This is a genomic window from Undibacterium sp. SXout7W, assembly GCF_049339385.1.
Classification (GTDB): domain Bacteria; phylum Pseudomonadota; class Gammaproteobacteria; order Burkholderiales; family Burkholderiaceae_D; genus Undibacterium.
Map to the genome: position 1 here is coordinate 80,878 of NZ_JBMPPF010000002.1, position 24,441 is coordinate 105,318.

The following is a 24,441-nucleotide window of genomic DNA, read 5'->3' on the forward strand; positions in this document are numbered from 1 at the left end:
GACAGGCACTGTTAGCATGAACATACACAGTTCGCGCTCAGGTATCAAGCTGAAGGCTGTGTTCGAGTTCAGGAACGAGGTCAGAGTGTGTCATATTGATCAGATTATCCCGCAGCCACTTATGTGCAGGGCTGCGGCTGTCGCGTTCATGCCAGAGCAAATCAATATGTACTTCAGGCATGTCAAATGGTACTTCTTTCCAGATTAGCGCGTCGGTCATCCCCGTTGCTGAAATCAGATGACGCGGTAACACTGTCAGCAGATCAGAATTTGCCACCACACGGCCACCAGTGAAAAACTGGTTAACTGTCAGCAAAATACGCCTTTCACGGCCCATTTTTTGTAAAGCTTCATCGACCAGCCCATTTGCCCGACCAGAAAAACTGACGGTCAGGTGTTTGGCAGCACAATAATCATCGACAGTCAGTTTGCTGTTGGCAAGGGGATGATTTTTACTCATCACACATACATAATGACCCGTGTACAGACGTTCGTGACGGATGGCATTGGATGCCACTTGTCCTCCTGCCATCTGCGCCACCACACCGGGGAAAAAACCTACCGCGACATCGATATCGCCGCGTAGCAGCATCGGGCGCGGTTCACGTGTCGTCAATGGCACCATGCGGACATTAATACCCGGTGCATCCTGTTCTATGGCTCTGACCAGCGTTGGCATCCAGAGTGCGGCTGTCGCATCTGCCATCGCCATCCGGAATGTCACCTGGGATTTCGATACATCAAATGTTGTTGGAGCAATAGCGGCTTCCAGACTCGACAGCGCTTGCCGGATGGCTGGCCACAACGCCTCCGCCCTTGGAGTCGGTTTAACACCGTAGGCGGTACGAATGAGCAGTTCATCGTTGAGCGAATGGCGCAGGCGCTTTAATGCGTTCGACACAGCCGGTTGTGTCATTGCCAGTTTATCCGCCGCGCGCGTCAGATTTTGTTCAATCATGACTGCATCAAAAACGCGCAACAGATTCAAATCTAACGTCAGAAAATTCATACAAATTGTCTCCGGGTAAGTGGATGCAGGCAATTATTCACAAACGATATAGTAGATATGAGGATTCAAAATTAGAATTATATGTTGCAATGCAATATGATGACAGCATTGTAGAATAAATCTTAGCTGGAGTATCACCATGAATTTCCTGAATATCGCCTTCCCTGCCTCTAGCGCACTGCCTGTCGCTCAACTTGCTATCAGCACTATCGCAGGTGCAGCACGACCACTGCTCGGCTTCGGCATTTTGGTCACAATGTTGCTGGCATTTAAGCCTTTGTTAGTCGGTATGTTGCGTGCTGCTGTATTGGCTGTTCGTCCGAGCAAAACACGTGAACAGAAATCTGCATTGCGTAATCTGCGTAATTTATATGCAATCCACCGCGTTGCTAATGAGGTACATCATACATCGCCAAGCATGGCGGCAGAATTGCGCGCACTGGCTTCCCGCGGTTAATTGTTAAGCTAATTATCCCTGTTTGTACGCTGTTTTATCCGGAGGATTCTGATCATGCAACATAGTCCCGTATATGGTGATCGTTCATACCAAGCTTATCAGGTAGCGGCAACACGCCCTTCGGTACGTGAAGTTGCTGGTTCCAAGAGTCTGGCATCAATGCTGCCGACTATCCTGACCACCGGCGTTATTACCTTGGTTGTGACAGCGACGATGCGTCTGATCTGGGCAGGCTTCAATAACGACTTTTTTGCAGCATGGATGGAAGCCTGGTTGACGACATGGCCTATCGCTTTTCCGATTGCCTACCTGACGAAGCCATTGGTCAACAGATTGACACGTAGCGTGAGCAAGCCTGTTGCTGCTTCTGTGCAACGTCGCCGTCCAGGGTTGACTGTGGCAGATGTGATGTCTGCCTCCGAACAGGCAACGCATGCACGTGGCTTGAGAGTCAGAGAATCAGTCACGCCACGTTATTAAACTGAACTCGTATTGAATTGAAAAGCCACAGGTTTCTGTGGCTTTTTTGTTTTTCCGTCTCTCAGACGGATGTTCTGGCTGATCAGTGTCAGACGAGCGAATATCAGCAATCAACGACAGGAAAACGTATGAGACTAATACAGCTGACAACGCCAATAAAACCAGTAACGCTAATCCAACAAAAAGAGAAAAAATAAGTAACAGTAAATAAACGAAAAAAACGCAAGCCATGAGCTTGCGTTTTTTGTCAGAGACTGACGTCACCTGTTCGTAACAGAGGCAAATATGACAATGCCTTTATTTAAACAGGCATCGTCATATCAGTCTTTCTTACGCAGCCAGACGTTTTTCCAGTGCTGCGCGAGTGGCTTCGAGTTCTGCTGGCAGATGGTAGGCCAGTTTTTCGAACAGCTCGGTATGCAGTTTCAATTCTGCTTCCCATGCTGTTTTATCAATCGATGTGATGGTGTTGAACTGCTCTTGCGTGAATTGCAGGCCGTCCCAGTTCAGGTCACCAAAGGTCGGTGTTACACCAAATACGTTTTCTACGCCGTTGGCTCCGCCTTCGATACGATCCAGCATCCACTTCAGTACGCGCATATTGTCGCCAAAGCCAGGCCAGACGAACTTGCCATTTTCATCGGTACGGAACCAGTTGACGCAGAAAATAGCTGGTTGTTTGGCACCAGCGGCTTCGATTTTCTTGCCCATGTCCAGCCAGTGCTGGAAATAGTCGCTCATGTTGTAACCCATGAACGGCAGCATCGCAAACGGATCACGACGCACCACGCCTTGCTGACCAGCCGCCGCAGCGGTGGTTTCGGAACCCATGGTCGCTGCCATGTAGACGCCTTCCACCCAGTTACGCGCTTCCGTGACCAGTGGTACGGTAGTGGAACGACGGCCGCCGAATATGAATGCAGAGATAGGTACGCCAGCTGGATCATCCCATGCGGCATCGATTACCGGGTTTTGTGTTGCTGCGACGGTGAAGCGGGCATTCGGATGTGCCGCTTTTGCGCCTGTTTCCTTGGCGATTGCGGGTGTCCAGTCCTTGCCCTGCCAGTCGATCAGATGCGCTGGCGCTTCTTTCGACATACCTTCCCACCAGACATCGCCATCATCCGTCAGCGCAACGTTAGTGAAAATCGTATTGGCGGTCAGCGAAGCCATGCAGTTTGAGTTGGTTGCCGTGTTGGTGCCCGGTGCCACACCGAAATAACCTGCTTCCGGATTGATCGCATACAAGCGACCATCCTGGCCTGGTTTGATCCACGCAATATCGTCACCGATCGTCGTGACTTTCCAGCCCTTGATCGCTGGAATCAGCATCGCGAAGTTGGTTTTGCCGCACGCCGATGGGAAAGCTGCTGCCACATAATGTTTTTTACCTTCTGGTGATTCCACACCCAGAATCAACATGTGTTCTGCCAGCCAGCCCTGATCGCGACCCATGGTGGAGGCGATACGCAGTGCGAAGCATTTTTTGCCCAGCAGCGCATTGCCGCCGTAGCCGGAGCCAAACGACCAGATTTCGCGGGTTTCAGGGTAGTGCACGATGTATTTCGTCGCATTACATGGCCATGCCACGTCTTGCTGACCGGCTGCCAGCGGCGCGCCGACAGTGTGCACGCAAGGGACGAAATCACCGTCACTGCCAAGCACGTCAAATACCGCTTTGCCCATACGCGTCATGATGCGCATGTTCACTGCCACATACGGAGAATCGGACAGTTCAACGCCGATGTGCGCAATGGGTGAACCCAGTGGACCCATAGAGAAAGGCACCACATACATCGTGCGGCCTTTCATGCAGCCGTCGAACAGCGGGTTCAGGGTGGTACGCATTTCTGCGGGAGCCATCCAGTTATTGGTTGGGCCGGCGTCTTCTTTTTTCTCAGAACAGATGAAAGTGCGGTCTTCAACACGCGCCACATCGGTAGGATCAGAGCAAGCCAGATAGCTGTTCGGGCGCTTTGCCTCGTTCAGTTTTTTCATGGTGCCGGCAGCGACCATCTGGGCGCACAAACGATCGTATTCTTCCTGGCTGCCATCGCACCAGTAAATGGTGTCCGGCTTAGTCAGTGCCGCCATATCGGCGACCCAGTTGATCAGTTTCTGATGTGTTACGTGGGCGGGAGCATTTAATGCGGCCACGCCTTTCATGATAGGTTGATTCACGATACTACCTCCAATGCCATTTCAATAAAAAATTCCGGTGTAGCGGCACGGCAGGATCGTCGTTAGATTGTCAGTCGATGCGAGCACAGTTGGAAAAATCCAGCTCCAGCAAGGCGAACACCATAGCGGCGGTTCTGTCGGATAATATGAAGCAGGAATGTAATCCTGGCTTCAGCGCAATGAGCGTTATAGATGCTGCATTACACGCTCTTGCAACCGGCAGGATGATGCGGGAAGCAAGAATCAAAAAGCTACGTAGCCGGACATTGTACACGTGCAATCGGGCTTGGGGCGAACTTTACGTCAATTTTATTATCACAGTTATATGTTTTGTGAAAGTGAAACTACTTCAGGTATGTAAATTAACAGGGAAAATTTTTCATGAAAATTGCGATACTCGATGATTTCCAGGATGTGGTGCGTCATCTGGACTGCTTTCAGTTATTGAAAGAACATGAAGTCAAGGTGTTTAATAACCGCGCTGTAGGGCTTGGGCAACTGGCGATCCGGCTGGCTCCTTTTGATGCACTGGTACTGATACGCGAACGTACACATTTAACACGCGCGTTATTGGAGCGCTTACCGCACCTGAAGTTGTTGTCCCAGACTGGCAAAGTGTCTGGCAATATTGATCTGGAGGCGGCAGCGGCGCTCAATATCGCGATCGCTGAAGGCACAGGCGACCCGACTGCGCCGGCAGAGCTGACCTGGGCGTTGATTATGGCGTCGTCGCGACGATTACCGAATTATGCGCAGCAGTTACAGGAAGGAAACTGGCAATTGTCGTCTTTGTATCCGGCGCATAATCAATTGGGGCGCGTTTTGAAGCGGCGCACGATCGGTATCTGGGGCTATGGCAAGATAGGCCGGCTGATGGCTGGCTATGCGAAGGCATTTGGCATGCAGGTCATGGTCTGGGGTCGCGAAGCCAGTCTTGTGCAGGCTGCACAGGATGGGCACCGGATCGCGGCTTCACGGGCACAGTTTTTTGCTGAGGCCGATATCGTGACCTTGCACTTGCGACTCAATGATGCTACTCGTGGGATCGTGACCGCAGATGATCTGGCGCTGATGAAGCCGGATGCCTTATTCGTCAATACCAGCCGTGCTGAACTGTTGCAAGCAGGCGTGCTGGAAGCAGCTCTGGATGCCGGACGTCCGGGGTTTGCCGCTCTTGATGTGTTTGAGACCGAACCATTACCAGTACAGAATACCTTGCTGCGACGTGAAAACGTACTGGCGACGCCGCATCTTGGGTATGTCGAAAAAGACAGTTATGAATTGTATTTTGGGACGGCGTTTCAAAACATCGTCAATTTTGCCAACGGCACGCCCAGCAATCTGATGCAGTTACAAAAATAAACAAATTTTGTCGGAAAAAAGAGGGAATGTTGTCGTCGTGATGTCTTGCTGCTTCGTTGAGCATCAGTACGATTGTACGATCTCAGCACGATCTGAACACGTCAGGCCATGAGATCCGGTTGTATCTGACAATCCTGGCGCGTGGTGCTTGTATGTTGTATGCCGTAGTGTGGCCGCTATTGTTCAAGGCGTCGGGTGTGCGGATCTGGTTTGCGCAACAGGTGGCCGCGCATGATGTTTCCTCTTTTTCAGACAAGGATGACCGTGGCTACCAAAAGCTTGATGAATCGTTCAGCCGGACTACGGTACCTGCTGATGGCGGCAGCGATGCTATGGAATTGTTCTGCTGTTGATGCCCAGACCTCCGATTCTGGTCACCATTCTGTGACCGGGAAGTCCATTTTGCCATCGCTATCACCGCGCTCCCCTCTACCACTACCATTGCGACCTGTGCTGGTCGTCCCTGAAGCCCGCATTCCGGTGCGCCTGGACGCGGTGCAGGTACGCACCGATATTGTGGGGGGCAGTGCCCATAGCGTGGTAGAGCTGACTTTTTATAATCCGAATGACAGAGCGCTGGAAGGGCAACTGGAATTTCCTCTGTCACCCGGGCAGCAGGTCAGTGGTCTGGCGCTGGATATTGGCGGAAAACTACGTTCCGCCGTGGCGGTCGATAAAGCGCGTGGGCAGCAAGTCTTTGAGGATGTCAGCCGCGCCCGGGTAGACCCTGCGCTGCTGGAAGCAACACAGGGCAATCATTATCGGGTGCGTGTATATCCGCTGCCTGCAAAAGGCCGACGCACAGTTCAGCTGCAACTCGATGAGCTTCTGGAAAAAAACGATCATCCGCAGCAATCCCGACAATTCCGGCAATCCCGGCAATCGCAACAACAACCATTGCCGCAACAACAGGCGCACTGGAATTACCGCTTGCCGTTGCAGTTGGGACAGGCGATAGGCAGGCTGGATGTCGCCATTCATCTGCATGGTGTGCGTGGCAGGCAAGTGTCGTTGCTGCCTGCCTCCGGTGCCGCGTTGATGGGGCCGTCATCAACGTTACAGCCGCAAAAAGCACCACCGCAAATGGTATTGCCAACAGCCGATATCGGCTGGCAAAAACGTGAAGATGCTGAGCAGACTTTGCTGCAATGGCAGCAGCGTGATCTCAGTCCTGCGGCACGTTTGCCGCAGATTATGGTGACTGCCGGTGAACAGCCGCTGGTACAGATACAGCCGTGGCAGGGAGCCTCTTATTTTTATGCCGACGTGCCAATTGCCGCCCGCGCCACCCAGAGTGCGGCTCGTGCTGTTCCGAAGCGGCTGGCTTTGTTGTGGGATGCGTCCGGTTCGGGTGCCGGACGTGATCATGAACGCGAGCTGGCGGCGCTGGATGCTTACTTTGCGACGATGCCAGAACTGGATGTGCAACTGGTGATTGGTCGTGATCAGGCCGAACCGGTGCGCAATTTTACGATACGCAAAGGCCAGTGGCAGCCATTACGCCAGTTGCTGCAGAGCCTGAATTATGATGGTGCCAGTAATGCCGCTGCCCTCGTGGCACCGGCTGGTTGCGAGTTGGCGCTGTTATTCTCGGATGGCATGATGAATTATGGCAGCCGTTATTTTACTGCGGCACCCATTCCTACCTATGCCTTGCTGGCCAGCACCAGCGCCGATGTACCCGCCTTGCGTGGGCTGGCAGAAAACAGTGGCGCGCAGTTGCTTGATCTATTCCGGTTGTCACCAGCGCAGATCGTTACGGCCTTGCGTACCCGCCAATTACGGTTGACTGGCGTGGTGACAGATCAGATAACTCAGGTAGTGACGGCATCGGTGTATCCCGAACAAGGTCGCTTCAGAATCGCTGGTTTGCTGAATGCGCCATCAGGTCAGCTGGTGTTGCAACTGGAAACGCCGCAAGGAAAAACGCTGGAACAACGTCTGACCGTGGCGACGGGCGACCAGCAGCGGCGCGCAGAGGAGCAGGCGGCGCTATTGTCTGCGGTGCCGGTTGCGCCGCGCTGGGCCAGCCTGCAACTGGCGCAACTACAGCAACAACAGGAATTGAATCGCGCCGCGATCCGGCGGCTGGGACGGCAATTTTCACTGCCAACCTCAGAAACCTCGTTGCTGGTACTCGACAGCGTGCAGGATTATGTCCGTTACGACATCGTGCCGCCATTGGATTTATTGCCAGAATATGAACGTTTGTCTGCTCGCAAAACCTCGGAGCAGACCATGCGCGAGGGGCAGCATCTGGAAAAAATTCTGATGCGTTTTAACGAAAAGCAGCAATGGTGGGACAAGGTTTTTCCGCAGGATCAGCGCCCGCAGCCGCTACCTAAGCCAGCGGCAACTTCACTCGTGCGTTCATCCGCAAATGCAGCTGCAAATTCGCCTGTAACTGCCTCTCCCGCCCCGCTTCCGATGTTGATGGAAGCCAGGGTTGCTGCTGTACCGGTACCGACATCGGCACCAGCCACGCGTGATGCCAATGCGGAGGCTAAGTTTGATGCTGGGAATCAGTCCAATAACGCCGGTGGTGCAGCGACGATACGTCTGAAAAAATGGGAACCCGACGCAGCATATTATCGACGTCTGCAAGAGGCAAGTCCGACTGAGATGGAACGTATTTATTTCGATGAGAGGCCGTCTTATACCGACAGCAGTGCTTTTTTTCTGGATGCGGCGGATTTGTTTCTGGAGCGTGGGCAAACGGCAACGGGTTTGCGCATCCTGTCCAATCTGGCAGAAATGCAGCTGGATCAACGCCAGATTTTGCGCCTGCTGGCATATCGTTTGTTGCAGGCGCAGCAGCCGGCATTGGCGATACCGGTATTACAGCAGGTCGTGCGTCTGAGTCCGGAGGAGCCGCAATCGTATCGTGATCTGGGGCTGGCGCTGGCCGCCGCAGGGCAGCCGCAAGCGGCGATTGACCAGTTGTGGCACGTGGTCAGTCATCCGTGGCATGACCGTTTTCCGGATATTGAGCTGATTGCGCTGGCAGAGATGAATGCCATCATCGCCCGGCAGCCAGCCACTCAGCCGCTGGATACCACGCGCATCGACAGCCGCTTTTTGCGTCATTTACCGCTGGATTTGCGGGCGGTACTGAGTTGGGACGCCGACAATACGGATATTGATCTCTGGGTGACCGATCCGAATGGCGAAAAAACCTATTTTGCCGCACCGTTGAGTTATCAGGGGGGACGTATCTCTCGCGACTTTACTGGCGGCTATGGCCCGGAAGAGTTTTCGCTGCACCATGCCAAGCCGGGTAAATACCGTGTCGAAGCGCAATTTTACGGTCATACGCAGCAGATACTCGCCGGGGCGACCACGCTGATGCTGCGTTTATCCACCGGTTTTGGAACGGACAAGCAAGTGGATCAGCTGGTTGTGTTGCGGTTAAAAGGGCGTAAAGACAGCGTGGTGGTTGGTGAGTTCGAGATCGCTGCATCCGTATCGGCATCCGCGCCTTCCGTGGCGCCGGCATCCACGACCTCCCCGATACCGCCAACACGGGTATCACCTGCGTCGATGAACGAGGATCAGGAAGGGAAGTAGGAAAGGCGAACAGAAAGGCACTTCGGCATTGGCGCACTGGGTGGGTTTCAGGACGATGCACGGAGTGCCTTTATCGTAGTGTTCGTGCGGATATTTTCATACCTCCCCCGACACATATTCCAATGCCTATCCAAATTCGCTCTATCAGCTGTTTTTATACTCCACCCAGTATATAAAATACCATCATATTCCACCGTGTGATGCGGTCGATTAATGAGAAAATGAGGGGGAGTATATGTTTTACTCTGCCGCAGCCAGTTTGAGTCCGATGATGCCTGCGATAATCAGGCTCAGGCTGATCAGGCGCGCCATGCTGGCAGATTCGCCAAACAGCAGTATCCCCAGAATTGCCGTTCCTACTGCGCCCACGCCGACCCAGATTGCATAGGCGGTGCCAACAGGCAGGCTTTTCATGGCGAAGCTGAGTAAGCCGACGCTGATGGCCATCGCCAATAGCGTCAGCACGCTTGGCCACAGGCGTGAAAATCCCTCGGTGTATTTCAGGCCGATCGCCCAGACGATTTCAAACAGGCCAGCCGTGATCAGAATGATCCAGTTCATGGTGTAGTCTTTCAACGGGGTCGTCCCCAACAGGAAAATGGTCAGAGCGCCGTGGTCGTCCCCGTGTCTGTATCGACGTCTGTGGCGCATACTGTACATAGGGCCCATAAGCCGATATAGGAAGATATAGGCAGATATGCGCATAACAACGCGCTGTGCGCATATCGGACGCAGTCATCTGCATCTGCTTTGCATCTGTTGCTGGTGCAGATGTTAGCCTGATGTCCCTGCGCAGATGGCATTATAGGGTTGTTGCACCGTGTTTGCTCTGGAGCCGGTCGTGTAAGTTTTTTCCGTCTTTTGCGACCAAGTGCTACCGGAGTTAATTTTTCCTTTTCATTGCACAGAAAGACATTGCCCATGAACATCCCCTCCTTCCTTCGCGCTTTACCAATCTGTCTGCTGGCCGGTGTCGCTCTGCTTGGTCAGGCATCACAGGTGCAGGCGCAGGCGGCGAAAGAGTTGCCGCAGATGACTCTCAGTGCTACGGATGTGAACGGCAAAAAACTGGAACTCAGCGATTATGCGGGGAACACCTTACTGGTCAGCTTTTTTACTGCTGGCTGCAACCTCTGCGCTCGCGATCTGAGGCTGATGCGGGAGTTTTATGTGGGCAACGCCAAACGTCATTTTGTGCTGTTGGCGATTAACATTGATCGCAGTAAGCAAGATTACGAGACGTATCTGCAACTGATTAATCTTGCTGTGCCAAAAGAGCAGCGATTTCCGATTGTCTGGCGTTATGCACCGGGTTTCAAAGATAATTTTGGCAATATCACCAGCCAGCCTACCCATTTTGTGATCAACCCCAAAGGCCAGTTACTCTGGAAGCGCGAGGGCACTTTTCAGTCTGAAGACTGGGACAACCTGTGGGAAGCGCTGGGTTGATGCCGAAACCGACCAGTGACGGCAGCCTTACCGGCATCGCACTAAGACCAACCCGCATCATTTACAGTTCCAGCGGCAGACTCCAGCTACCGGGAATCACATCATGCCTCACCACCGCGCGCAGCAGATGATGGCGTGCCAGCGTATCCTGGCTCCAGGTGCGCTCCCACCCCGGCGGGTAGCTGAGCGTGACATCATGCCGTTCCGGCAGACGTTGCCTGACCGCCATGATGGGTAAATGCAGAGGCATCGGCGTGGCCGGCGTATCTGCCCCCAGACTGTAAGCGTAATTTGGCAGCAACACATCACAGACATGGGCAAACCACGCCGTGTGATCTTCGTCGCGCCCCAGTGCCTGCGCCAGTCCTGCCGGATCAAAGCGGGACAAAGCGTCGACCAGTTCAGCGCTGCTCGCTCCCGGCGCATCACCCCAGCCCATGACCGGATTGATATTGTAATCCGCTCCAGAGCCATACCAACCCTGACGCAACGGCCTGTGCATCCAGTTACGTGGGCCGGTAAACAGCTGCCAGCGCCAGTGCAGGCCAGATGCCGTGGGCCAGTGATACAAGTACAGCTTTTGATAGCCAGCGGCGTGCAGCTCGCGCACCATCGCCATCAGCCGTGCATGTGGCATGCGCTCAGGAGGCGTACGCCGGAACAAGATCGCTTCGCCATCGGCATGCTGGACAGCATCGGTGGATAAGTTCAGATCGAGCGTGCGTTTTTCCTGCCCAAAACGTGCCGACACCCAGCCCGTCAGCAAATTAACAGCCGTCAGTACACCATAACCGCGGTGGTGATGAAAAATGACAGTACCTGGAGCAACCGGTTTCATGACAATAAGGAATTTCAATTGGCGGCACAGTGTAGCAGTTTTCAGCCTTTCTGCGTTTGGCATGCACGTCATTGTCTGGGGCAGTGAAGCCAGCCGCGCACAAGCGGTACAGGATGGCTATCAGGCCGCCGCTTCGCGCGAAGCATTTTTTGCAGAAAGCGACATCCTCACCCTGCACCTGCGCCTGAATGAGGCCACACGCAGCATCATTCAGGCAGATGATCTGGCACGCATGCAACCTGATGCCCTGTTCGTCAACACCCGCCGCGCCGAACTGCTGGCACCAGACGCCCTCGTTCACGCACTCGATGCCGGCCGCCCAGGATTTGCCGCCATTGACGTCTTTGAAACCGAGGCTGTATCGCCAAACCACCCGCTGTTGCAACGTGAAAACGTCCTCGTAACACCGCACATCGGCTACGTTGAACAAGACAGCTATGAACTCTACTTCGCCGCCGCGTTTCAAAACATCCTGAATTTCGCTGCCGGGACACCGACCAATTTATTGCAGGGATAACGGTGTGCTATGGATAAGGCCAGACATAGTCGCCATCAGAAACGTTGCGCCATGTGCTGGCGTAGCGTCTGAACTTTGAATCAGCACTAGAGGTAATCTACGTACCGATTTTTCGTTGTGAAGCGGTAATGCCGATAACGCAAGCGTTTTTGAGCTTGATTCAGTAAAAGCAGCTTTTGTGATGTCGGTGAAGTGATGTTTGCCCATTTGACTACATTGTTTCGATATTCAGCATCACTCAACACAACAAAGCTGTGTAAGGCTTTCAACGCCTTTTAGGACTGACGCAAAACCTCGCCAGCGGCGTTATGGCGCCTTATTGTACGAAACTCTGTACAAGCACGTACTGCCTTCGTCGCCTTGCCTTGCCGGGACAATGTTGTGTAAGTCCAGGCATTTTAAGAAAATTGTCTTTTTTGACACATCGAGTTAAGCTACCATCGAAAAGGAAGAAGTAGAAGGTGTTGTAAAAACAGGAACAAAAACTGAAAATCTAATCGTTTTTTACCAAAGCCAAAAAAGGGAAACCCGTATGAGTTTTGTTTATTACATAGAAAACATAGCTGGTGGCGTTGTTACTGCGGCACAGACGATGGCGAATGCACAGCTTGCAGTGCTGAATCAGGCAGGTTCATCTGATCTTCAACTCTGGCGTTTTACGAATGAGGGGTATTTTGTATTGAACTCTTCTTCCCCGGAACTTTGCCTGAGCGTGGTGCAAGATTCATTGCAGAACGGGAGTCTGGTTACCTTGGCACCAAAAGGAGCGCAGAACTATTTGCAAACGTGGGTATATAACACTGCAAAGAACGGCTTCTCTCTTGTGGCGAACAGTAACTATTTTTTAACCAGTGGATTGGGCGGGTCAGGTGGCCCAGTAGTCTACGTCTCGACAGAATCAAACACGCCGTTGACGCAATGGCGGCTGGGTTTTGATTGGGCACTGGAGCAACAATTTTATTTTTCCGATGGGGCAGACATAGACAGAACTGTCTGGCAAAGTCCGCAATGGATTTCATCGAATAACAATCCATCATTTTTTGGGCAAACATCTATACGCAATCCAGCCGATTTTAGTCCTCCGATTGGTTACGTTCCGGTAGTAAATAACACCGCTCAACTGTGTCTTTCTACTTTCAATCCATTGGCAGCAGCTCAGGGAAATCCGGATTTTCTAGGCGCGCAAATTGGTACCATCAACCAATGGGGCTTACCGTCTTATGACGCGGTTGCTTTTGAAGCCAATGTAGTGCTGCCACAAACTGCACCCGGCGGAGTCGTTGCATCGTTATTTGCCTACAATCTCATTCAGCAGGCGCCATTTTTGCACGATGAAATTGACTTTGAGTTATCGTCCAATTACTGGGGTGATTCTCAACCACAGATCAATACGAATGTGTACGTCGTCACAGGGCAAAGCATGCCAAATTACGATCATGTTGTTACTTCTCAAATTGGTCTGACTGGTACCGTTACCTTGCGCATAGAGTGGAGTCAGGCAGGCGTATCCTGGTACATCAATAAAGACCAGAACCCTGCCCCGATTTACACCGAGACCAATGTCCCACAAACAGATATGAGTCTGGTGCTCAACTTCTGGGTGCCTGACAGCGGGTGGAATTGGGCTTACGATTCCTCGTTAGTTCCAGCAGCGAATCAACCGGGACAGCAATGGGAGTATCAGGTGAATTGGGCCAAGGTTTGGGTAGTTAAAAAACAGGCGTCATCGTGTTGACGGTTCGCCTGACGGTTGCCCGGGGCATTTCTTCAAATACACTCGGCTAGTGGTTTTTAGTGTTTTTTATGCCTGATCATGTTCAGCCTGCATCTCTGGTGCGGCTGAGCTCTGTTGGTGGCATAGCGTAGCAGTTTTCAGCCTTGGCCCTGTCCGTTACAATGGCGGCAGGCGTTCCACGAGAATGCTGAAATCACATCCCCGCGATGTACTTATTCCATCATCCAGAGACAACACACCATGAGCTTACGCATACTCGCCACCGGCGGCACTTTTGATAAACATTATGATGAACTGGCAGGCAAGCTCAGTTTCTCCGACAGCCATTTACCAGCCGTGATCAAGCGTGCGCGCCTGACTGTTCCTGTAGAGCTCGACATCTGTATGCTGATGGATTCACTGGACATGGACGATAGCCATCGTCAGACGATTTTGCAGGCATGTCAGCAGGCTCCGGAAAAAGCACTGGTCATCATCCACGGCACCGACACCATGCGCGAAACAGCCGAAGTGCTGGGTGCTGCCAATCTGGATAAAACCATTGTGTTCACCGGCGCCATGATTCCTTACGAAATTGATCATTCCGATGCGTTTTTCAATCTCGGATTTGCCTGTGCTGCCGCGCAACTATTGCCAGCAGGCGTACATGTCGCGATGAATGGCAGAATTTTCCCGTGGAATGACGTACAGAAAAATCGTACTGCCGGTGTGTTCGTCAATAAATAATCGAAAGTCCAACAATGAAATCGCTGCTGGCAGCTCTCCTGTTATGTTGTTCTTCCCTGACGCTGGCAGCAGAAACGCGTTTTGACTCCTTTTATTTTTTCCAGTCAGAAGCCGTATTGCAGGAAAAAGGCATTAACGTCGATACTCTCGGACGCTATTCCAGAACCTTGCAATCGAGAATTTATCAATCGCTGAAAAAAGTCAAAATGCCGTCCAGCGCTGGTTATCTGGTGATTGCCATCCGCTCCGACGGCGCAGTGACGTCCTGGCTGGACATGCAGCCTGCCGTGCACGAATATTACGATAACCAGATTTACGAGATCATTCAGAAACTCCCTGCACCCGATGTGAAGACAGGTATTTTCGTCTTTGCCATCAAGATGGCGATTGATACCCCTGTCCACACAAAGAAAGCAGTGCCCTCACCCTCGGATTGGGCTGAAGCGAAAAAACGTCTGGTCAATAAAGATAATATCGAAGAACTGGTATTTTCTGTCTGGCCGGAAGAGTAAGCCGAAGTCGTATTTCTCTCTCCATCCGGTCAGCGTGACAGGACAGAGCAAGAACAAAGCGGGAACAAAGCTGGAACAGAGTAACGCCGCCATCATCGCTTAACGGATGATGGCGGCGTTTCTTTTCAGCGGTTGGCCATGCCTGTTTGTCTGCGGAGCCAGTGCCGGCGTTGTTGTTGAATGCAACTCAGGACTGAAATTCATACAGGTTCATACAGGTTCGCACATTGGCGTGAACGCCAGTGCAGACTCAGCGACTAGCTCCGCGATGAACTCAGGTGCCGAGCAATTGCGCAAGGCCGTCCAGCAAAGCGGCACACTCGGCATCCGTACCGACCGAAATCCGCAGGAACTGCTCTATCCTCGGCAATCGGAAATGCCGCACAATGATTTGCTGTTCACGCAAGCCCTGCGCCAGTGTTGCCGCGTCGTATGCCGGATGGCGGGTGAATACAAAGTTGGCACTGGAAGGCAATACCTCAAATCCCAGCGCCTGCAAGCCATGCGTCAGCGTGTTTCTGGTGTCAATGACCGCTTTGCAGGTATGTTCAAAATACGTCTGATCTTCAAATGCTGCGATCGCACCTGCGCTTGCCAGCCTGTCCAGTGGGTAAGAATTAAAGCTGTTTTTTACCCGGTTCAGCCCTTCAATCAGATCAGCATGGCCCACCGCCAAACCCACCCGCAAACCCGCCAGTGAACGCGATTTGGACAGGGTTTGCACGACCAGCAGATTCGGATAGCGATGCACCAGGCTGATTGCGGTCTTCGCCCCAAAATCCACATAGGCTTCGTCCACCACCACGACCGATGCCGGATGTTGTTGCAGTAACTGTTCTATCTGTTCCAGCGCCAGCACACAGCCTGTCGGGGCATTTGGGTTAGGAAAAATAATGGCACCATTGGCTTGCTGATAATCGTCGACATTGATCTGAAATTGCGCATCCAGCGCCACCGTCTGATAGTCAATGCCATACAGGCCGCAATACACCGGATAAAAACTGTAAGTGATATCGGGAAACAATAATGGCTGATCATGTTTCAGCAAAGCCTGAAAGGTATGCGCCAGGACTTCGTCTGAACTGTTGCCGACAAATACTTGTTGCGGCGTGACATCGTAATAGGCAGCAATCACGTCACGCAGACGGTCAGAACCCGGATCGGGATACAAACGCAGATCAGCCGATGTCACGTCGGCAATCGCTTCCAGCACCTTGGGTGACGGTGGATAAGGGTTTTCGTTGGTATTCAGTTTGATCAGTTTTTGCAGCTTGGGTTGTTCTCCGGGTACATACGGTGTCAGACCGTGTACGAGCTTGCTCCAGTATTGGCTCATGATGAATCTCGTTCCTGATAATAAAAATAAATGTCGGTATCGTGTTGCAGACGGCGCTGATTCTTGTTTGGTACTGCCTGGCACCGCTTGTTGCTGTTTTTGGTGGCCTTTTGTTATCGCTTGTCGTGCTTAGCCGGCATGATCCAGATTCTGTTTTACACGTTGTAACAAGGCAAATAACTGTGCCTGTTCCTGCGGGCTGAAACCGCCGATGGCCCTACTGGTCAATCGCGTTGCCTGCGTTTGCAATTCGCTCAGGATCGCATTGCCTTCCGGCGTCAATGACAAGTGCACATGACGCCGATCACTCTCGTCGGCAATTGCTTCAAGCAATCCACGATCCCGGAGCCCCTTGATCAGGCGCGCCAGCTGTGCCTTGTCACGCCCGCTGTCACGCGCCAGATCGCTTTGTGTGGCGTTTGCATGGCGGGCGAAATACGTCAGTACCTTGCTCTCCATATGTGTGATGTCATGCGCGCCATGACGCAGCGCCTGAAACTGCTGCGAGCGGTACTGATGCATCACGGTATGAATTAATTCCAATACATCCTGGTCACCATGCTCCAAAGAATGGTTGACATTGTCATTTGATTTGCGCATTATAGTAGATATTGTCAACTAATTGAAACGATCAGACTATGAGTATAGACTCTGTCACCAGCCGCGTACAACGCGTGCGGCATGAACTGACCTTGCGCCCGCTTCAGGTGTTGCGGGTCGAGAGCATCAGTCCCCATTTCCGTCGCATTATTGTCGGAGGTGAAGCCTTGTCCGGTTTCGTCAGCGCGTCATTCGATGATCACATCAAACTGATGCTGAACACGGAGAGCGATCATCCCGTGCGTCGCGACTACACACCACGTTATTACGATGCCGCTCTGGGCGAGTTGGCGATAGAGTTTTGTCTGCATGAGGCGGGTGCCGCATCAGCCTGGGCAGCGCAGGCCACGCCGGGGCAAACGGTCACCATCGGTGGACCGCGTGGCTCGTTTATTATTCCCACCGATTTCACGTGGCATTTGCTGCTCGGCGATGAGACGGCTTTGCCGGCTATCGCCCGACGGCTGGAAGAGCTACCCGCCAGCGCTAAAGTGATTGTGTTGCTACAGGTTGCTGATATTGCAGACCGTCGTCCGTTGAATAGCGTGGCCGATGTGGATCTTTACTGGAGCAGCGATGATGCCGCATTGCTGGACACCTTGCGTCGTCTGTCCTTACCTGCTGGTGAGGGTTACGCATGGTGTGCCGGTGAGGCGCGCATGGTTGCCAGCGCGCGCCGCATTCTGACAGAGGAAAAGCAACATCCCTCCGCTGCTATTCGTGCCGCCGCTTATTGGAAGCGTGGCAGCAGCGGACACCATGAAAATCTGGAAGGATGATGCTCTGAATTTCACCGGATTTTCCGGTGCGAGGACTGACGATATTTACTGACGACATTTCCCGACACAAATTTCCCAGTGCATCAGGTAATGTTTGCTGTCACGAGTCTGTTGCTGCAATGGCAGCAACGACCGCCACTGCCATCAGAACCGCAGCGCACGACGGTGTAGTCGTGCGCTGCGGTGATTATTTCAGGAGTCCATCGTCTTTAAACATGGTTTTCAGACCACGTAATGCCTGACGGATGCGGGATTCGTTTTCGATCAGGGCAAAGCGCACATAGTCGTCACCATACTCACCAAAGCCAATGCCGGGTGACACGCACAGTTTAGCTTTTTCCAGTACCTGTTTAGCGAATTCCAGCGAACCAAGCTGGCGGTAATGTTCAGGAATCTGTGCCCAGATATACATTGATGCTTTTGGTTTCTCGACCATCCAGCCGATGTCGTGCAAGCCTTTGACCAGCACATCGCGGCGCGCCTGATAGGTATCGCGAATCTGATGTACGCAGCTCTGATCGCCTTCCAACGCCGCAATCGCCGCCACCTGCACTGGTGTGAAACTACCGTAATCGTGGTAGCTTTTAATCCGTGCCAATGCCGCGACCAGCTCTTTGTTACCGACCATGAAACCAATGCGCCAACCTGCCATGTTATAGCTTTTGGAGAGCGTAAAAAATTCCACCGCCACATCCCGCGCACCCTTTACCTGCATGATGGATGGCGCTTTCCAGCCGTCATACACGATGTCGGCATACGCCAGATCATGCACCACCAGAATATTGTGTTCTTTGGCGAGTTTCACCACGCGTTCGAAAAATTCCAGCTCTACGCATTGCGCCGTCGGATTCGACGGAAAGCCGAAAATCATCATCTTCGGTTTTGGATACGTTTCGCGTATCGCTCTTTCGAGTTCGGCAAAAAAATCCACGCCGGGGCTCATGCGTATCGACCGGATATCGGCACCGGCAATCACCGCACCGTAGATATGAATCGGATAGCTGGGATTCGGCACCAGCACGGTGTCGCCTTTATCCAGCGTCGCCAGCATCAGATGCGCCAGACCTTCTTTCGAGCCGATAGTGACGATGGCTTCGGAATCAGGATTGAGTTCGACTTCGTAGCGGTCTTTGTACCAGCGCGAAATCGCCCGGCGCAGACGTGGTATGCCTTTGGAGGCCGAATAGCCATGTGTGTCGGGGCGTTGGGCCACTTCAACCAGCTTGTCAACGATGTGTTTTGGCGTCGCGCCATCAGGGTTGCCCATCGACATATCGATAATATCTTCGCCACGGCGACGCGCAGCCATCTTGAGTTCGGCTGTGATATTGAAGACGTAAGGCGGCAGACGATTGATGCGGGAGAACGAAAATTTTGGCGAGGAGACGGGTACTGAAACAGGTGTCGAAGCAGGTGTGGATACAGGCGTATCTTCACCAGTTGAACCCCGGCCCGGCGGAGTAAGTGTGTTTGTCATGATCAGATTGTGTGTGAATAGCGTAACGCCCGGAACCGTCCGAGCGACGTGGAAACCAAAGTTTCTGGATTGATTGTAACCAGTGAATCCGTTTTCCGTAAACAATTTTTTTTACATCTGGTCAAGGCGCATGTCTGATAAGGACATCAATGCGGCTGCTTGCTGCACGGATGCTGACGCGCTATCTGCACATCAGCATTGCGCAAACATCATCGCCTTACGTTATGCTGTGCGCTTTGTCGCGACCAGCATCATCGCCAGCGTCACACATCTGAAGAACGTTACGAATATCATTGAAGGAGAATCTCATGTCTTTGCATCAGGAAGGCATTTTGCACGCCCTGCCCGCTCATGCCAGTTATCTGAGCCTGACGCTGAAACCGCAGGCTGATACGGTTGCCATTACTCAGGCACTACGCGCCTTGCAGGTTCTTGTTGATGGCAAGACGTTGGTACTGGGTGTTGGCGCGAGTATCGTGGCGGCACTTGGTCACACGGTTCCGGGCCTGAAAGAATTTACCGGTATCGAAGGCAGCCGCGTGCTTTTACCAGCAACTCCAGCCGCGCTCTGGTGCTGGTTGCGTGCGGATGAGCGTGGCGAGCTGGTGCATTTGTCACATCGCGTATTGCACGCAGTTGCTGCCGCATTTGATGTGTCGCAGGAAGTCGATGCGTTTGTGTACGCAGGTGGTCGCGATTTGAGCGGTTACGAAGACGGCACTGAAAATCCTGAAGGCGATGCCGCCGCCGCTGCTGCGCTGGTCAGTGGACAGCAAGCCGGTGTGGATGGTTCCAGCTATGTTGCGGTTCAACAGTGGCGACATCGTTTCGACCGGCTCGAAGCGATGCCACAAGCTGAGCAGGATCAGATGATGGGGCGCCGTAAAAGTGACAACGAAGAGCTGGATGACGCACCCGCATCTGCGCATGTCAAACGCACTGCGCAAGAAAATTTTACGCCGGAAGCCTTTGTCTTGCGTCGTTCCATGCCCTGGTCAGCACAAGGGCAGGCAGGCTTGCAGTTCGTCGCCTTCGGTGCATCGCTGTATGCCTTTGAAGCACAGTTACGGCGCATGTCCGGTGCGGAAGATGGCGTGACGGATGCCTTGTTCCGCTTTACTCAGCCATTGACGGGTGCTTATTTCTGGTGCCCGCCAATGCTGAACGGTACTCTGGATTTACGCATACTCGGGCTCGTCTGATACCGGCTCTAACAGCGCCAGAAAACCTTCCAGGGGCAGTGGTTTGGAGAACAGATAGCCCTGGAAGGCGAGGCAGTTATGCTCAATCAGAAATGCCCGTTGAGCTTTGGTTTCCACGCCTTCTGCAATCACATTCAGACCCAGATTCACACCCAGTGAAATGATGGCACGGACAATCGTCGCATCGTTTTCATCATGGCTCAGATCCCTGACGAATGACTGATCAATCTTGAGCTGGTTCAGGGGCAGACGTTGCAGATACGCGAGCGAGGAATAACCGGTGCCGAAGTCATCCATGGAAAATGCGATGCCGAGTTTTTTCAACTGATGCATTTTTTCTGTGGTCGCATCAACGTTATCGAGAATCGTGCTTTCTGTCAGCTCAATTTTCAGGCGTGTAGGATTGATCTGATGTTGATGTACGACATTGCTTAATGTAGAGACAAAATCCGGACGCTGGAATTGTTTGGCACTGACATTGACGGCCAGTGTCAGATGGGCGGTCAGCGGGTTGTTTTCCCATTGTTTGATCTGTGCACAGGCGGTGTCCAGTACCCAGTTCCCGATAGGAATAATCAGGCCGGTTTCTTCTGCCAGAGGAATAAAGTCTGCCGGAGAAATAAAGCCACGATCAGGATGTATCCAGCGCAGCAGCGCTTCTGCACCGATCAGTTTGCCATCAGAATTGACTTGCACCTGATAGTAAAGCTGGAACTGATTATGCGTCAGTGCGACACGCAGATTGGATTCCAGCAGCATTCTGACGACCAGTACCGCTTGCATGGCTGGATCAAAAAAACGTACTGTATTGCGACCGGATGTTTTTGCTTCATACATCGCCGTATCTGCGCGTTTGAATAAATCCTTGACGGTATTATCGCTCCCCTGAAACAGACAGACACCGATACTGCTGGAACCGTGATGTTCAAAATCGGTGATCTGATATGGCAGGCTCAACAGATGGCGAATTTTTTCTGCAATCCGGTCAGCATGACCCAGTGCTTCATCACGATCGTCGCTGAGTTCTTCGAGCACCACCACAAACTCATCACCGCCCAGACGTGCCACGGTATCGCTTTCGCGCACGCAGGTTTGCAGGCGGCTTGCTGCTTCGATCAGCAGTAAATCACCCGCATCATGACCACGTGTATCGTTGAGTGTCTTGAAGTTGTCGAGATCGATAAACAAAATGGCGCTATGGCTATGATTCCGGTTGCTGAGCGAGATCAGATGTTCCAGTCTATCCATCAGCAGACGACGGTTGGGTAACTGCGTCAGCGAATCATAAAATGCCAGATTGCGAATTTCTGCTTCGTAGCCTTTGTTGCGGCTGATGTCGGTAAATGAACCGATATAATTGCTGACATCCCCTTTTTTATCGGTGATGGCAGTCAGGGTAATCATTTGTGGATAGATTTCGCCGTTTTTGCGGCGGCTCCATAATTCACCATGCCAGAATTTGTTGTCTCGTAGCGATTGCCGGATATGCTCAAAAAAGCCCTTGTCCTGCTGCTTCGTTTCATGGATCGGCGGACGCAAGCCGATCAGCTCGCTAGCGCTGTAGCCGGTGATGCGGGTGAATGCCAGATTCAGGCGCAGTATCGTCCAGTGGGCATCTGTGACGAACATGCCTTCCTGTGATTCAAAGGTGCAGGCTGCGATTTGCAAATCCTGTTCCGCCTGTTTGCGTTCCGTGATATCGGTGACGAAGCAGTGCCATAACATGGCACCGTCAGGTTCCGCTTCTGGCAGTCCATCAATATACAGCCAGCGTATGCTGCCATCCAGCCGACGAATGCGGAATTCACTCTGCCAGGCCGTCTGGTGGCGCATGGCAATCCGCAGCGACGCCGTGCCGGCTTCCACATCCTGAGAATTGATGCGTTTGAGCAGTGGCAGCGCATCGTTCTTAACTTCTTTCTGACTGACTTCAAAGATTTGCAGAATCGCATCGCTGGCAAAAGGGATACAAGCAGTTTTATCTGGACGAATACGATATTGCATGACGAGTCCGGGCAAACGTGACGCTACTTTGTTGATGCGGTTGTAAGCATCTTCTATCTGCAGACTGGCGTGCATTCTTTCGGTCTGCAAGGCGGTAATGATCAGGGTAATCATCACCATCGTTGCCATATAAGCCCAGAGGATTAACAGGCTGGCCTGGCCGTGATCAGCGAACGGGCCTTTACCAATCGCCGTCGCCCACGCCGCCACCATGGACGCAGCCAGGGTAGCGACGGAGGCCGCAGAAATACCAAAGCGCATCGCCGCCAGTACCATCACACCGCCTGTCATGAATGTCAGGTTCAGGTGGCTGTAGGGTGACAGGAAAATTAACCAGTTGGTGGTACAAAATATCAGCAGATATCCGATCAGCTCTTTACTGCGATGCTGCAGTTTTGCCAGCGAGTGGCTGGAAAAGGTCAGCAACAGCGGGCCTGCCAGCAATGCACCTATCGTGTCGCCTGCCCACCAGGTCAGCCAGATCGGCAGTACATTCCCCACCATCCCGGAAAACGACAGCGTCAGCAAGCCGCCAGTGGCCGAGATACACATGCCCAGCATGGTGGCGACACTGAAACCGAGTACATCGCGTCGCCGTGAAAAATCAGTGCGGAAGCCTTGTTTGCGTAATATCCAGCTGCTCAGAAACGGACCGGCAGTAGAGCCAATTGCCAGCGCCATCGCGATGTTGAAAGAAAACCCGGCACCGATTTCCAGGATCACAGCCGAGGCAAAGATCACGGGTAGCATGACGTAACCAAAGCGCATCAGGCTGGCGATGGCAATACCGGTAGGTAACCAGATCAGACTGACATTCGGATTGGTGTAGGGAATGGATAAACCGATGTGCCCTGTACCGATATACAGAACAACCGTCAGGAGTATGTGTCTGAACAGCTGATCTGGTCTGAAGGTCGTGGAACGTATGGCTTGTTGAGGCTTTGACATGACAATGAACGGTGATAAAACTGCGTTAATTATCCGTCAAAGCACTCCTTGCGGTTGACCTGATTACACGAATTAATGCCTGTTTTTTCAACAAAAACAGGGTATTTCTCCTTAGAACAACAAGAATTGAATCATTGTCTTTTTGTCTTTGCTAGTCGAATTTGCAAGATGTTTTCAATACAACCACAACTTGTCCGCATCGAGCTGCAACCAGTAATCGCCTGCCGCCAGTTTAAATGGTGAATACGCGCGGATACCATCACCGGCGTGACCAAACAGACATTCCCAGCGATCACCGAGATACATGCAGGTGGTCAGTGGTAGTTTGATGGTGTTTTCTGTATGACCATCGGCAATACGGACTTTTTCGAGACGGATAATCGCGGTTGCTTCGTCGCCGATATGTTGTCCGCGTACCGTGGTTTTCAGATGCTCGCCATTCACATTGATGGTGGCAACGTCGCCATCACGATGTACAACCTTGCCACGCAGTTTGTTATTGCTGCCCATGAACTCGGCAGTGAACAAGGTGTTCGGTGTTTCATACATACTTTGCGGTGTACCCTGTTGTTCGATGACGCCGTTATTGAGCAACAGAATACGATCAGAAATCGCCATCGCTTCACCCTGATCATGCGTCACCATCAGCGCTGACAGGTTCAGGCGCACAATCAGTTCACGCAAAAATGCCCGGGCTTCTTCGCGCAATTTAGCATCCAGATTGGATAGGGGTTCATCCAGCAAAATCACTGGTGGGTTGTAGACCAGCGCACGGGCAATGGCGACACGCTGTTGCTGACCACCGGACAACTGGTGCGGAAAGCGCTCACCCAGATGACCAAGACCAAGTTGTCCCAGTACGTCCTTGACCTTGGCGGCGATATCGGTGCTGTTCATTTTACGCAGCTTGAGTCCATAGGCGACGTTATCGAAAACGGTCTTGTGCGGCCATAAGGCATACGATTGAAATACCAGGCCGAGATTGCGTTGTTCGGCGGGTACTTCCAGTTGTTTGTTACCATCAAAAATGGCGCGGTCACCCAGATGGATGGTGCCTGTTTTTGGTGATTCCAGACCGGCAACGGCACGTAGTAAGGTTGTTTTGCCGCTGCCCGAAGGGCCAAGCAGCGCAACGACCTCGCCACGCTGCAAATCCATGGAAACGCCTTTGAGGATAGGATTGGCACTTGCTCCGGAACCATATTCCAGAGTTAAATTCTTGACGCTGAGTTCTGACATGTTGTTCTCTCTCGTGTATAGGA

At 52.5% G+C, this 24,441-nt stretch carries 21 protein-coding genes and 1 pseudogene; 13 read left to right on the top strand and 9 right to left on the bottom strand.

From position 1 onward, the window contains the following. Positions 1–37 precede the first annotated feature (37 nt). Positions 38–1,009, bottom strand: a complete 972-nt coding sequence (locus tag ACO0LB_RS02765) for a LysR family transcriptional regulator (RefSeq protein ID WP_423046263.1) — start codon at positions 1,007–1,009, stop codon at positions 38–40. A 139-nt stretch (positions 1,010–1,148) separates the two neighbouring features. On the opposite strand from ACO0LB_RS02765, the gene ACO0LB_RS02770 reads away from it, so the two are divergent. Together ACO0LB_RS02770 and ACO0LB_RS02775 are read left to right on the top strand one after the other, a co-directional pair. Continuing rightward, positions 1,149–1,466, top strand: a complete 318-nt coding sequence (locus ACO0LB_RS02770) for a hypothetical protein (protein WP_423046265.1) — start codon at positions 1,149–1,151, stop codon at positions 1,464–1,466. A 54-nt stretch (positions 1,467–1,520) separates the two neighbouring features. Further along, positions 1,521–1,946, top strand: coding sequence for a DUF2798 domain-containing protein (locus ACO0LB_RS02775; protein ID WP_423046267.1), 426 nt, complete (start codon positions 1,521–1,523; stop codon positions 1,944–1,946). A gap of 330 nt (positions 1,947–2,276) precedes the next feature. On the opposite strand, the gene ACO0LB_RS02780 is transcribed toward ACO0LB_RS02775, so the two are convergent. Beyond that, positions 2,277–4,127, bottom strand: coding sequence for a phosphoenolpyruvate carboxykinase (GTP) (locus ACO0LB_RS02780; RefSeq protein ID WP_423046269.1), 1,851 nt, complete (start codon positions 4,125–4,127; stop codon positions 2,277–2,279). 381 nt (positions 4,128–4,508) lie between these two features. Here ACO0LB_RS02780 and ACO0LB_RS02785 point away from each other — a divergent pair, with 381 nt between their 5' ends. From ACO0LB_RS02785 to ACO0LB_RS02795, 3 genes are all read left to right on the top strand, one after another. Then, the gene (locus tag ACO0LB_RS02785; protein WP_423046271.1) at positions 4,509–5,489 is read left to right on the top strand and encodes a D-2-hydroxyacid dehydrogenase family protein; all 981 of its coding nucleotides are present in this window, start codon (positions 4,509–4,511) and stop codon (positions 5,487–5,489) included. Between the two features lie 119 nt (positions 5,490–5,608). Further along, complete coding sequence (locus ACO0LB_RS02790) at positions 5,609–5,842, top strand: hypothetical protein (protein WP_423046273.1); 234 nt, start codon at positions 5,609–5,611, stop codon at positions 5,840–5,842. Beyond that, a complete protein-coding gene (locus ACO0LB_RS02795; RefSeq protein WP_423046275.1) occupies positions 5,817–9,056 on the top strand; it encodes a VIT domain-containing protein in 3,240 nt (1,079 codons plus the stop codon). The genes ACO0LB_RS02790 and ACO0LB_RS02795 overlap by 26 nt, the downstream gene beginning before the upstream one ends. A gap of 240 nt (positions 9,057–9,296) precedes the next feature. Here the strand turns inward: ACO0LB_RS02795 and sugE are convergent, their stop codons facing one another. Continuing rightward, positions 9,297–9,617, bottom strand: coding sequence for a quaternary ammonium compound efflux SMR transporter SugE (sugE, locus tag ACO0LB_RS02800; protein WP_423046276.1), 321 nt, complete (start codon positions 9,615–9,617; stop codon positions 9,297–9,299). 360 nt (positions 9,618–9,977) lie between these two features. Between sugE and ACO0LB_RS02805 the strand changes: the two genes are divergently transcribed. Then, positions 9,978–10,505: a TlpA family protein disulfide reductase gene (locus tag ACO0LB_RS02805; RefSeq protein ID WP_423046278.1), complete on the top strand. Its 528-nt coding sequence runs from the start codon at positions 9,978–9,980 to the stop codon at positions 10,503–10,505. Between the two features lie 61 nt (positions 10,506–10,566). Here the strand turns inward: ACO0LB_RS02805 and ACO0LB_RS02810 are convergent, their stop codons facing one another. After that, positions 10,567–11,343: an L-asparaginase gene (locus ACO0LB_RS02810; protein WP_423046698.1), complete on the bottom strand. Its 777-nt coding sequence runs from the start codon at positions 11,341–11,343 to the stop codon at positions 10,567–10,569. 52 nt (positions 11,344–11,395) lie between these two features. On the opposite strand from ACO0LB_RS02810, the pseudogene ACO0LB_RS02815 reads away from it, so the two are divergent. The 4 genes and pseudogenes from ACO0LB_RS02815 to ACO0LB_RS02830 all read left to right on the top strand — a co-directional run. Then, a pseudogene (locus ACO0LB_RS02815) lies at positions 11,396–11,860 on the top strand (NAD(P)-dependent oxidoreductase); the annotation flags it as partial. Positions 11,861–12,392: 532 nt separating this feature from the next. Further along, a complete protein-coding gene (locus ACO0LB_RS02820) occupies positions 12,393–13,595 on the top strand; it encodes a ricin-type beta-trefoil lectin domain protein (RefSeq protein WP_423046280.1) in 1,203 nt (400 codons plus the stop codon). A 240-nt stretch (positions 13,596–13,835) separates the two neighbouring features. Next, on the top strand, positions 13,836–14,321 hold the full coding sequence (locus ACO0LB_RS02825) for an asparaginase domain-containing protein (protein WP_423046282.1): 486 nt from the start codon (positions 13,836–13,838) through the stop codon (positions 14,319–14,321). Between the two features lie 14 nt (positions 14,322–14,335). Further along, positions 14,336–14,833, top strand: a complete 498-nt coding sequence (locus ACO0LB_RS02830; RefSeq protein ID WP_423046284.1) for a hypothetical protein — start codon at positions 14,336–14,338, stop codon at positions 14,831–14,833. Positions 14,834–15,107: 274 nt separating this feature from the next. On the opposite strand, the gene hisC is transcribed toward ACO0LB_RS02830, so the two are convergent. Together hisC and ACO0LB_RS02840 are read right to left on the bottom strand one after the other, a co-directional pair. Further along, positions 15,108–16,169 (bottom strand): histidinol-phosphate transaminase, encoded by a 1,062-nt coding sequence (gene hisC / locus ACO0LB_RS02835; protein WP_423046286.1) that lies wholly within the window; start codon positions 16,167–16,169, stop codon positions 15,108–15,110. A 129-nt stretch (positions 16,170–16,298) separates the two neighbouring features. After that, entirely contained in the window at positions 16,299–16,769 is a 471-nt protein-coding gene (locus ACO0LB_RS02840; protein WP_423046288.1) for a MarR family winged helix-turn-helix transcriptional regulator, read from the bottom strand. 38 nt (positions 16,770–16,807) lie between these two features. Between ACO0LB_RS02840 and ACO0LB_RS02845 the strand changes: the two genes are divergently transcribed. After that, positions 16,808–17,548, top strand: coding sequence for a siderophore-interacting protein (locus ACO0LB_RS02845; RefSeq protein WP_423046290.1), 741 nt, complete (start codon positions 16,808–16,810; stop codon positions 17,546–17,548). 187 nt (positions 17,549–17,735) lie between these two features. Here ACO0LB_RS02845 and alaC read toward each other — a convergent pair whose 3' ends face one another. Continuing rightward, a complete protein-coding gene (gene alaC, locus ACO0LB_RS02850) occupies positions 17,736–19,025 on the bottom strand; it encodes an alanine transaminase (RefSeq protein ID WP_423046292.1) in 1,290 nt (429 codons plus the stop codon). Positions 19,026–19,155: 130 nt separating this feature from the next. Here alaC and ACO0LB_RS02855 point away from each other — a divergent pair, with 130 nt between their 5' ends. Together ACO0LB_RS02855 and ACO0LB_RS02860 are read left to right on the top strand one after the other, a co-directional pair. Continuing rightward, positions 19,156–19,416 (top strand): hypothetical protein, encoded by a 261-nt coding sequence (locus ACO0LB_RS02855; RefSeq protein WP_423046293.1) that lies wholly within the window; start codon positions 19,156–19,158, stop codon positions 19,414–19,416. After that, positions 19,334–20,227 carry a Dyp-type peroxidase gene (locus ACO0LB_RS02860; RefSeq protein ID WP_423046295.1) on the top strand — a complete coding sequence of 298 codons (894 nt, stop codon included), beginning with the start codon at positions 19,334–19,336 and terminating at the stop codon, positions 20,225–20,227. Before ACO0LB_RS02855 ends, ACO0LB_RS02860 begins: the two co-directional genes overlap by 83 nt. On the opposite strand, the gene ACO0LB_RS02865 is transcribed toward ACO0LB_RS02860, so the two are convergent. After that, on the bottom strand, positions 20,204–23,179 hold the full coding sequence (locus ACO0LB_RS02865) for a bifunctional diguanylate cyclase/phosphodiesterase (RefSeq protein ID WP_423046297.1): 2,976 nt from the start codon (positions 23,177–23,179) through the stop codon (positions 20,204–20,206). The genes ACO0LB_RS02860 and ACO0LB_RS02865 overlap by 24 nt on opposite strands. A 174-nt stretch (positions 23,180–23,353) precedes the next feature. Next, positions 23,354–24,418, bottom strand: a complete 1,065-nt coding sequence (locus ACO0LB_RS02870) for an ABC transporter ATP-binding protein (RefSeq protein WP_423046299.1) — start codon at positions 24,416–24,418, stop codon at positions 23,354–23,356. Positions 24,419–24,441 lie beyond the last annotated feature (23 nt).

Bases quoted from the DNA above. Each gene is read 5' to 3' on its own strand.
- ACO0LB_RS02765 (WP_423046263.1), bottom strand. From the start codon at position 1,009: ATGAATTTTCTGACGTTAGATTTGAATCTGTTGCGCGTTTTTGATGCA.
- ACO0LB_RS02770 (WP_423046265.1), top strand. From the start codon at position 1,149: ATGAATTTCCTGAATATCGCCTTCCCTGCCTCTAGCGCACTGCCTGTC.
- ACO0LB_RS02775 (WP_423046267.1), top strand. From the start codon at position 1,521: ATGCAACATAGTCCCGTATATGGTGATCGTTCATACCAAGCTTATCAG.
- ACO0LB_RS02785 (WP_423046271.1), top strand. From the start codon at position 4,509: ATGAAAATTGCGATACTCGATGATTTCCAGGATGTGGTGCGTCATCTG.
- ACO0LB_RS02795 (WP_423046275.1), top strand. From the start codon at position 5,817: ATGCTATGGAATTGTTCTGCTGTTGATGCCCAGACCTCCGATTCTGGT.
- sugE (WP_423046276.1), bottom strand. From the start codon at position 9,617: ATGAACTGGATCATTCTGATCACGGCTGGCCTGTTTGAAATCGTCTGG.
- ACO0LB_RS02805 (WP_423046278.1), top strand. From the start codon at position 9,978: ATGAACATCCCCTCCTTCCTTCGCGCTTTACCAATCTGTCTGCTGGCC.
- ACO0LB_RS02810 (WP_423046698.1), bottom strand. From the start codon at position 11,343: ATGAAACCGGTTGCTCCAGGTACTGTCATTTTTCATCACCACCGCGGT.
- ACO0LB_RS02820 (WP_423046280.1), top strand. From the start codon at position 12,393: ATGAGTTTTGTTTATTACATAGAAAACATAGCTGGTGGCGTTGTTACT.
- ACO0LB_RS02825 (WP_423046282.1), top strand. From the start codon at position 13,836: ATGAGCTTACGCATACTCGCCACCGGCGGCACTTTTGATAAACATTAT.
- ACO0LB_RS02830 (WP_423046284.1), top strand. From the start codon at position 14,336: ATGAAATCGCTGCTGGCAGCTCTCCTGTTATGTTGTTCTTCCCTGACG.
- hisC (WP_423046286.1), bottom strand. From the start codon at position 16,169: ATGAGCCAATACTGGAGCAAGCTCGTACACGGTCTGACACCGTATGTA.
- ACO0LB_RS02840 (WP_423046288.1), bottom strand. From the start codon at position 16,769: ATGCGCAAATCAAATGACAATGTCAACCATTCTTTGGAGCATGGTGAC.
- ACO0LB_RS02845 (WP_423046290.1), top strand. From the start codon at position 16,808: ATGAGTATAGACTCTGTCACCAGCCGCGTACAACGCGTGCGGCATGAA.
- alaC (WP_423046292.1), bottom strand. From the start codon at position 19,025: ATGACAAACACACTTACTCCGCCGGGCCGGGGTTCAACTGGTGAAGAT.
- ACO0LB_RS02855 (WP_423046293.1), top strand. From the start codon at position 19,156: ATGTCTGATAAGGACATCAATGCGGCTGCTTGCTGCACGGATGCTGAC.
- ACO0LB_RS02860 (WP_423046295.1), top strand. From the start codon at position 19,334: ATGTCTTTGCATCAGGAAGGCATTTTGCACGCCCTGCCCGCTCATGCC.
- ACO0LB_RS02865 (WP_423046297.1), bottom strand. From the start codon at position 23,179: ATGTCAAAGCCTCAACAAGCCATACGTTCCACGACCTTCAGACCAGAT.
- ACO0LB_RS02870 (WP_423046299.1), bottom strand. From the start codon at position 24,418: ATGTCAGAACTCAGCGTCAAGAATTTAACTCTGGAATATGGTTCCGGA.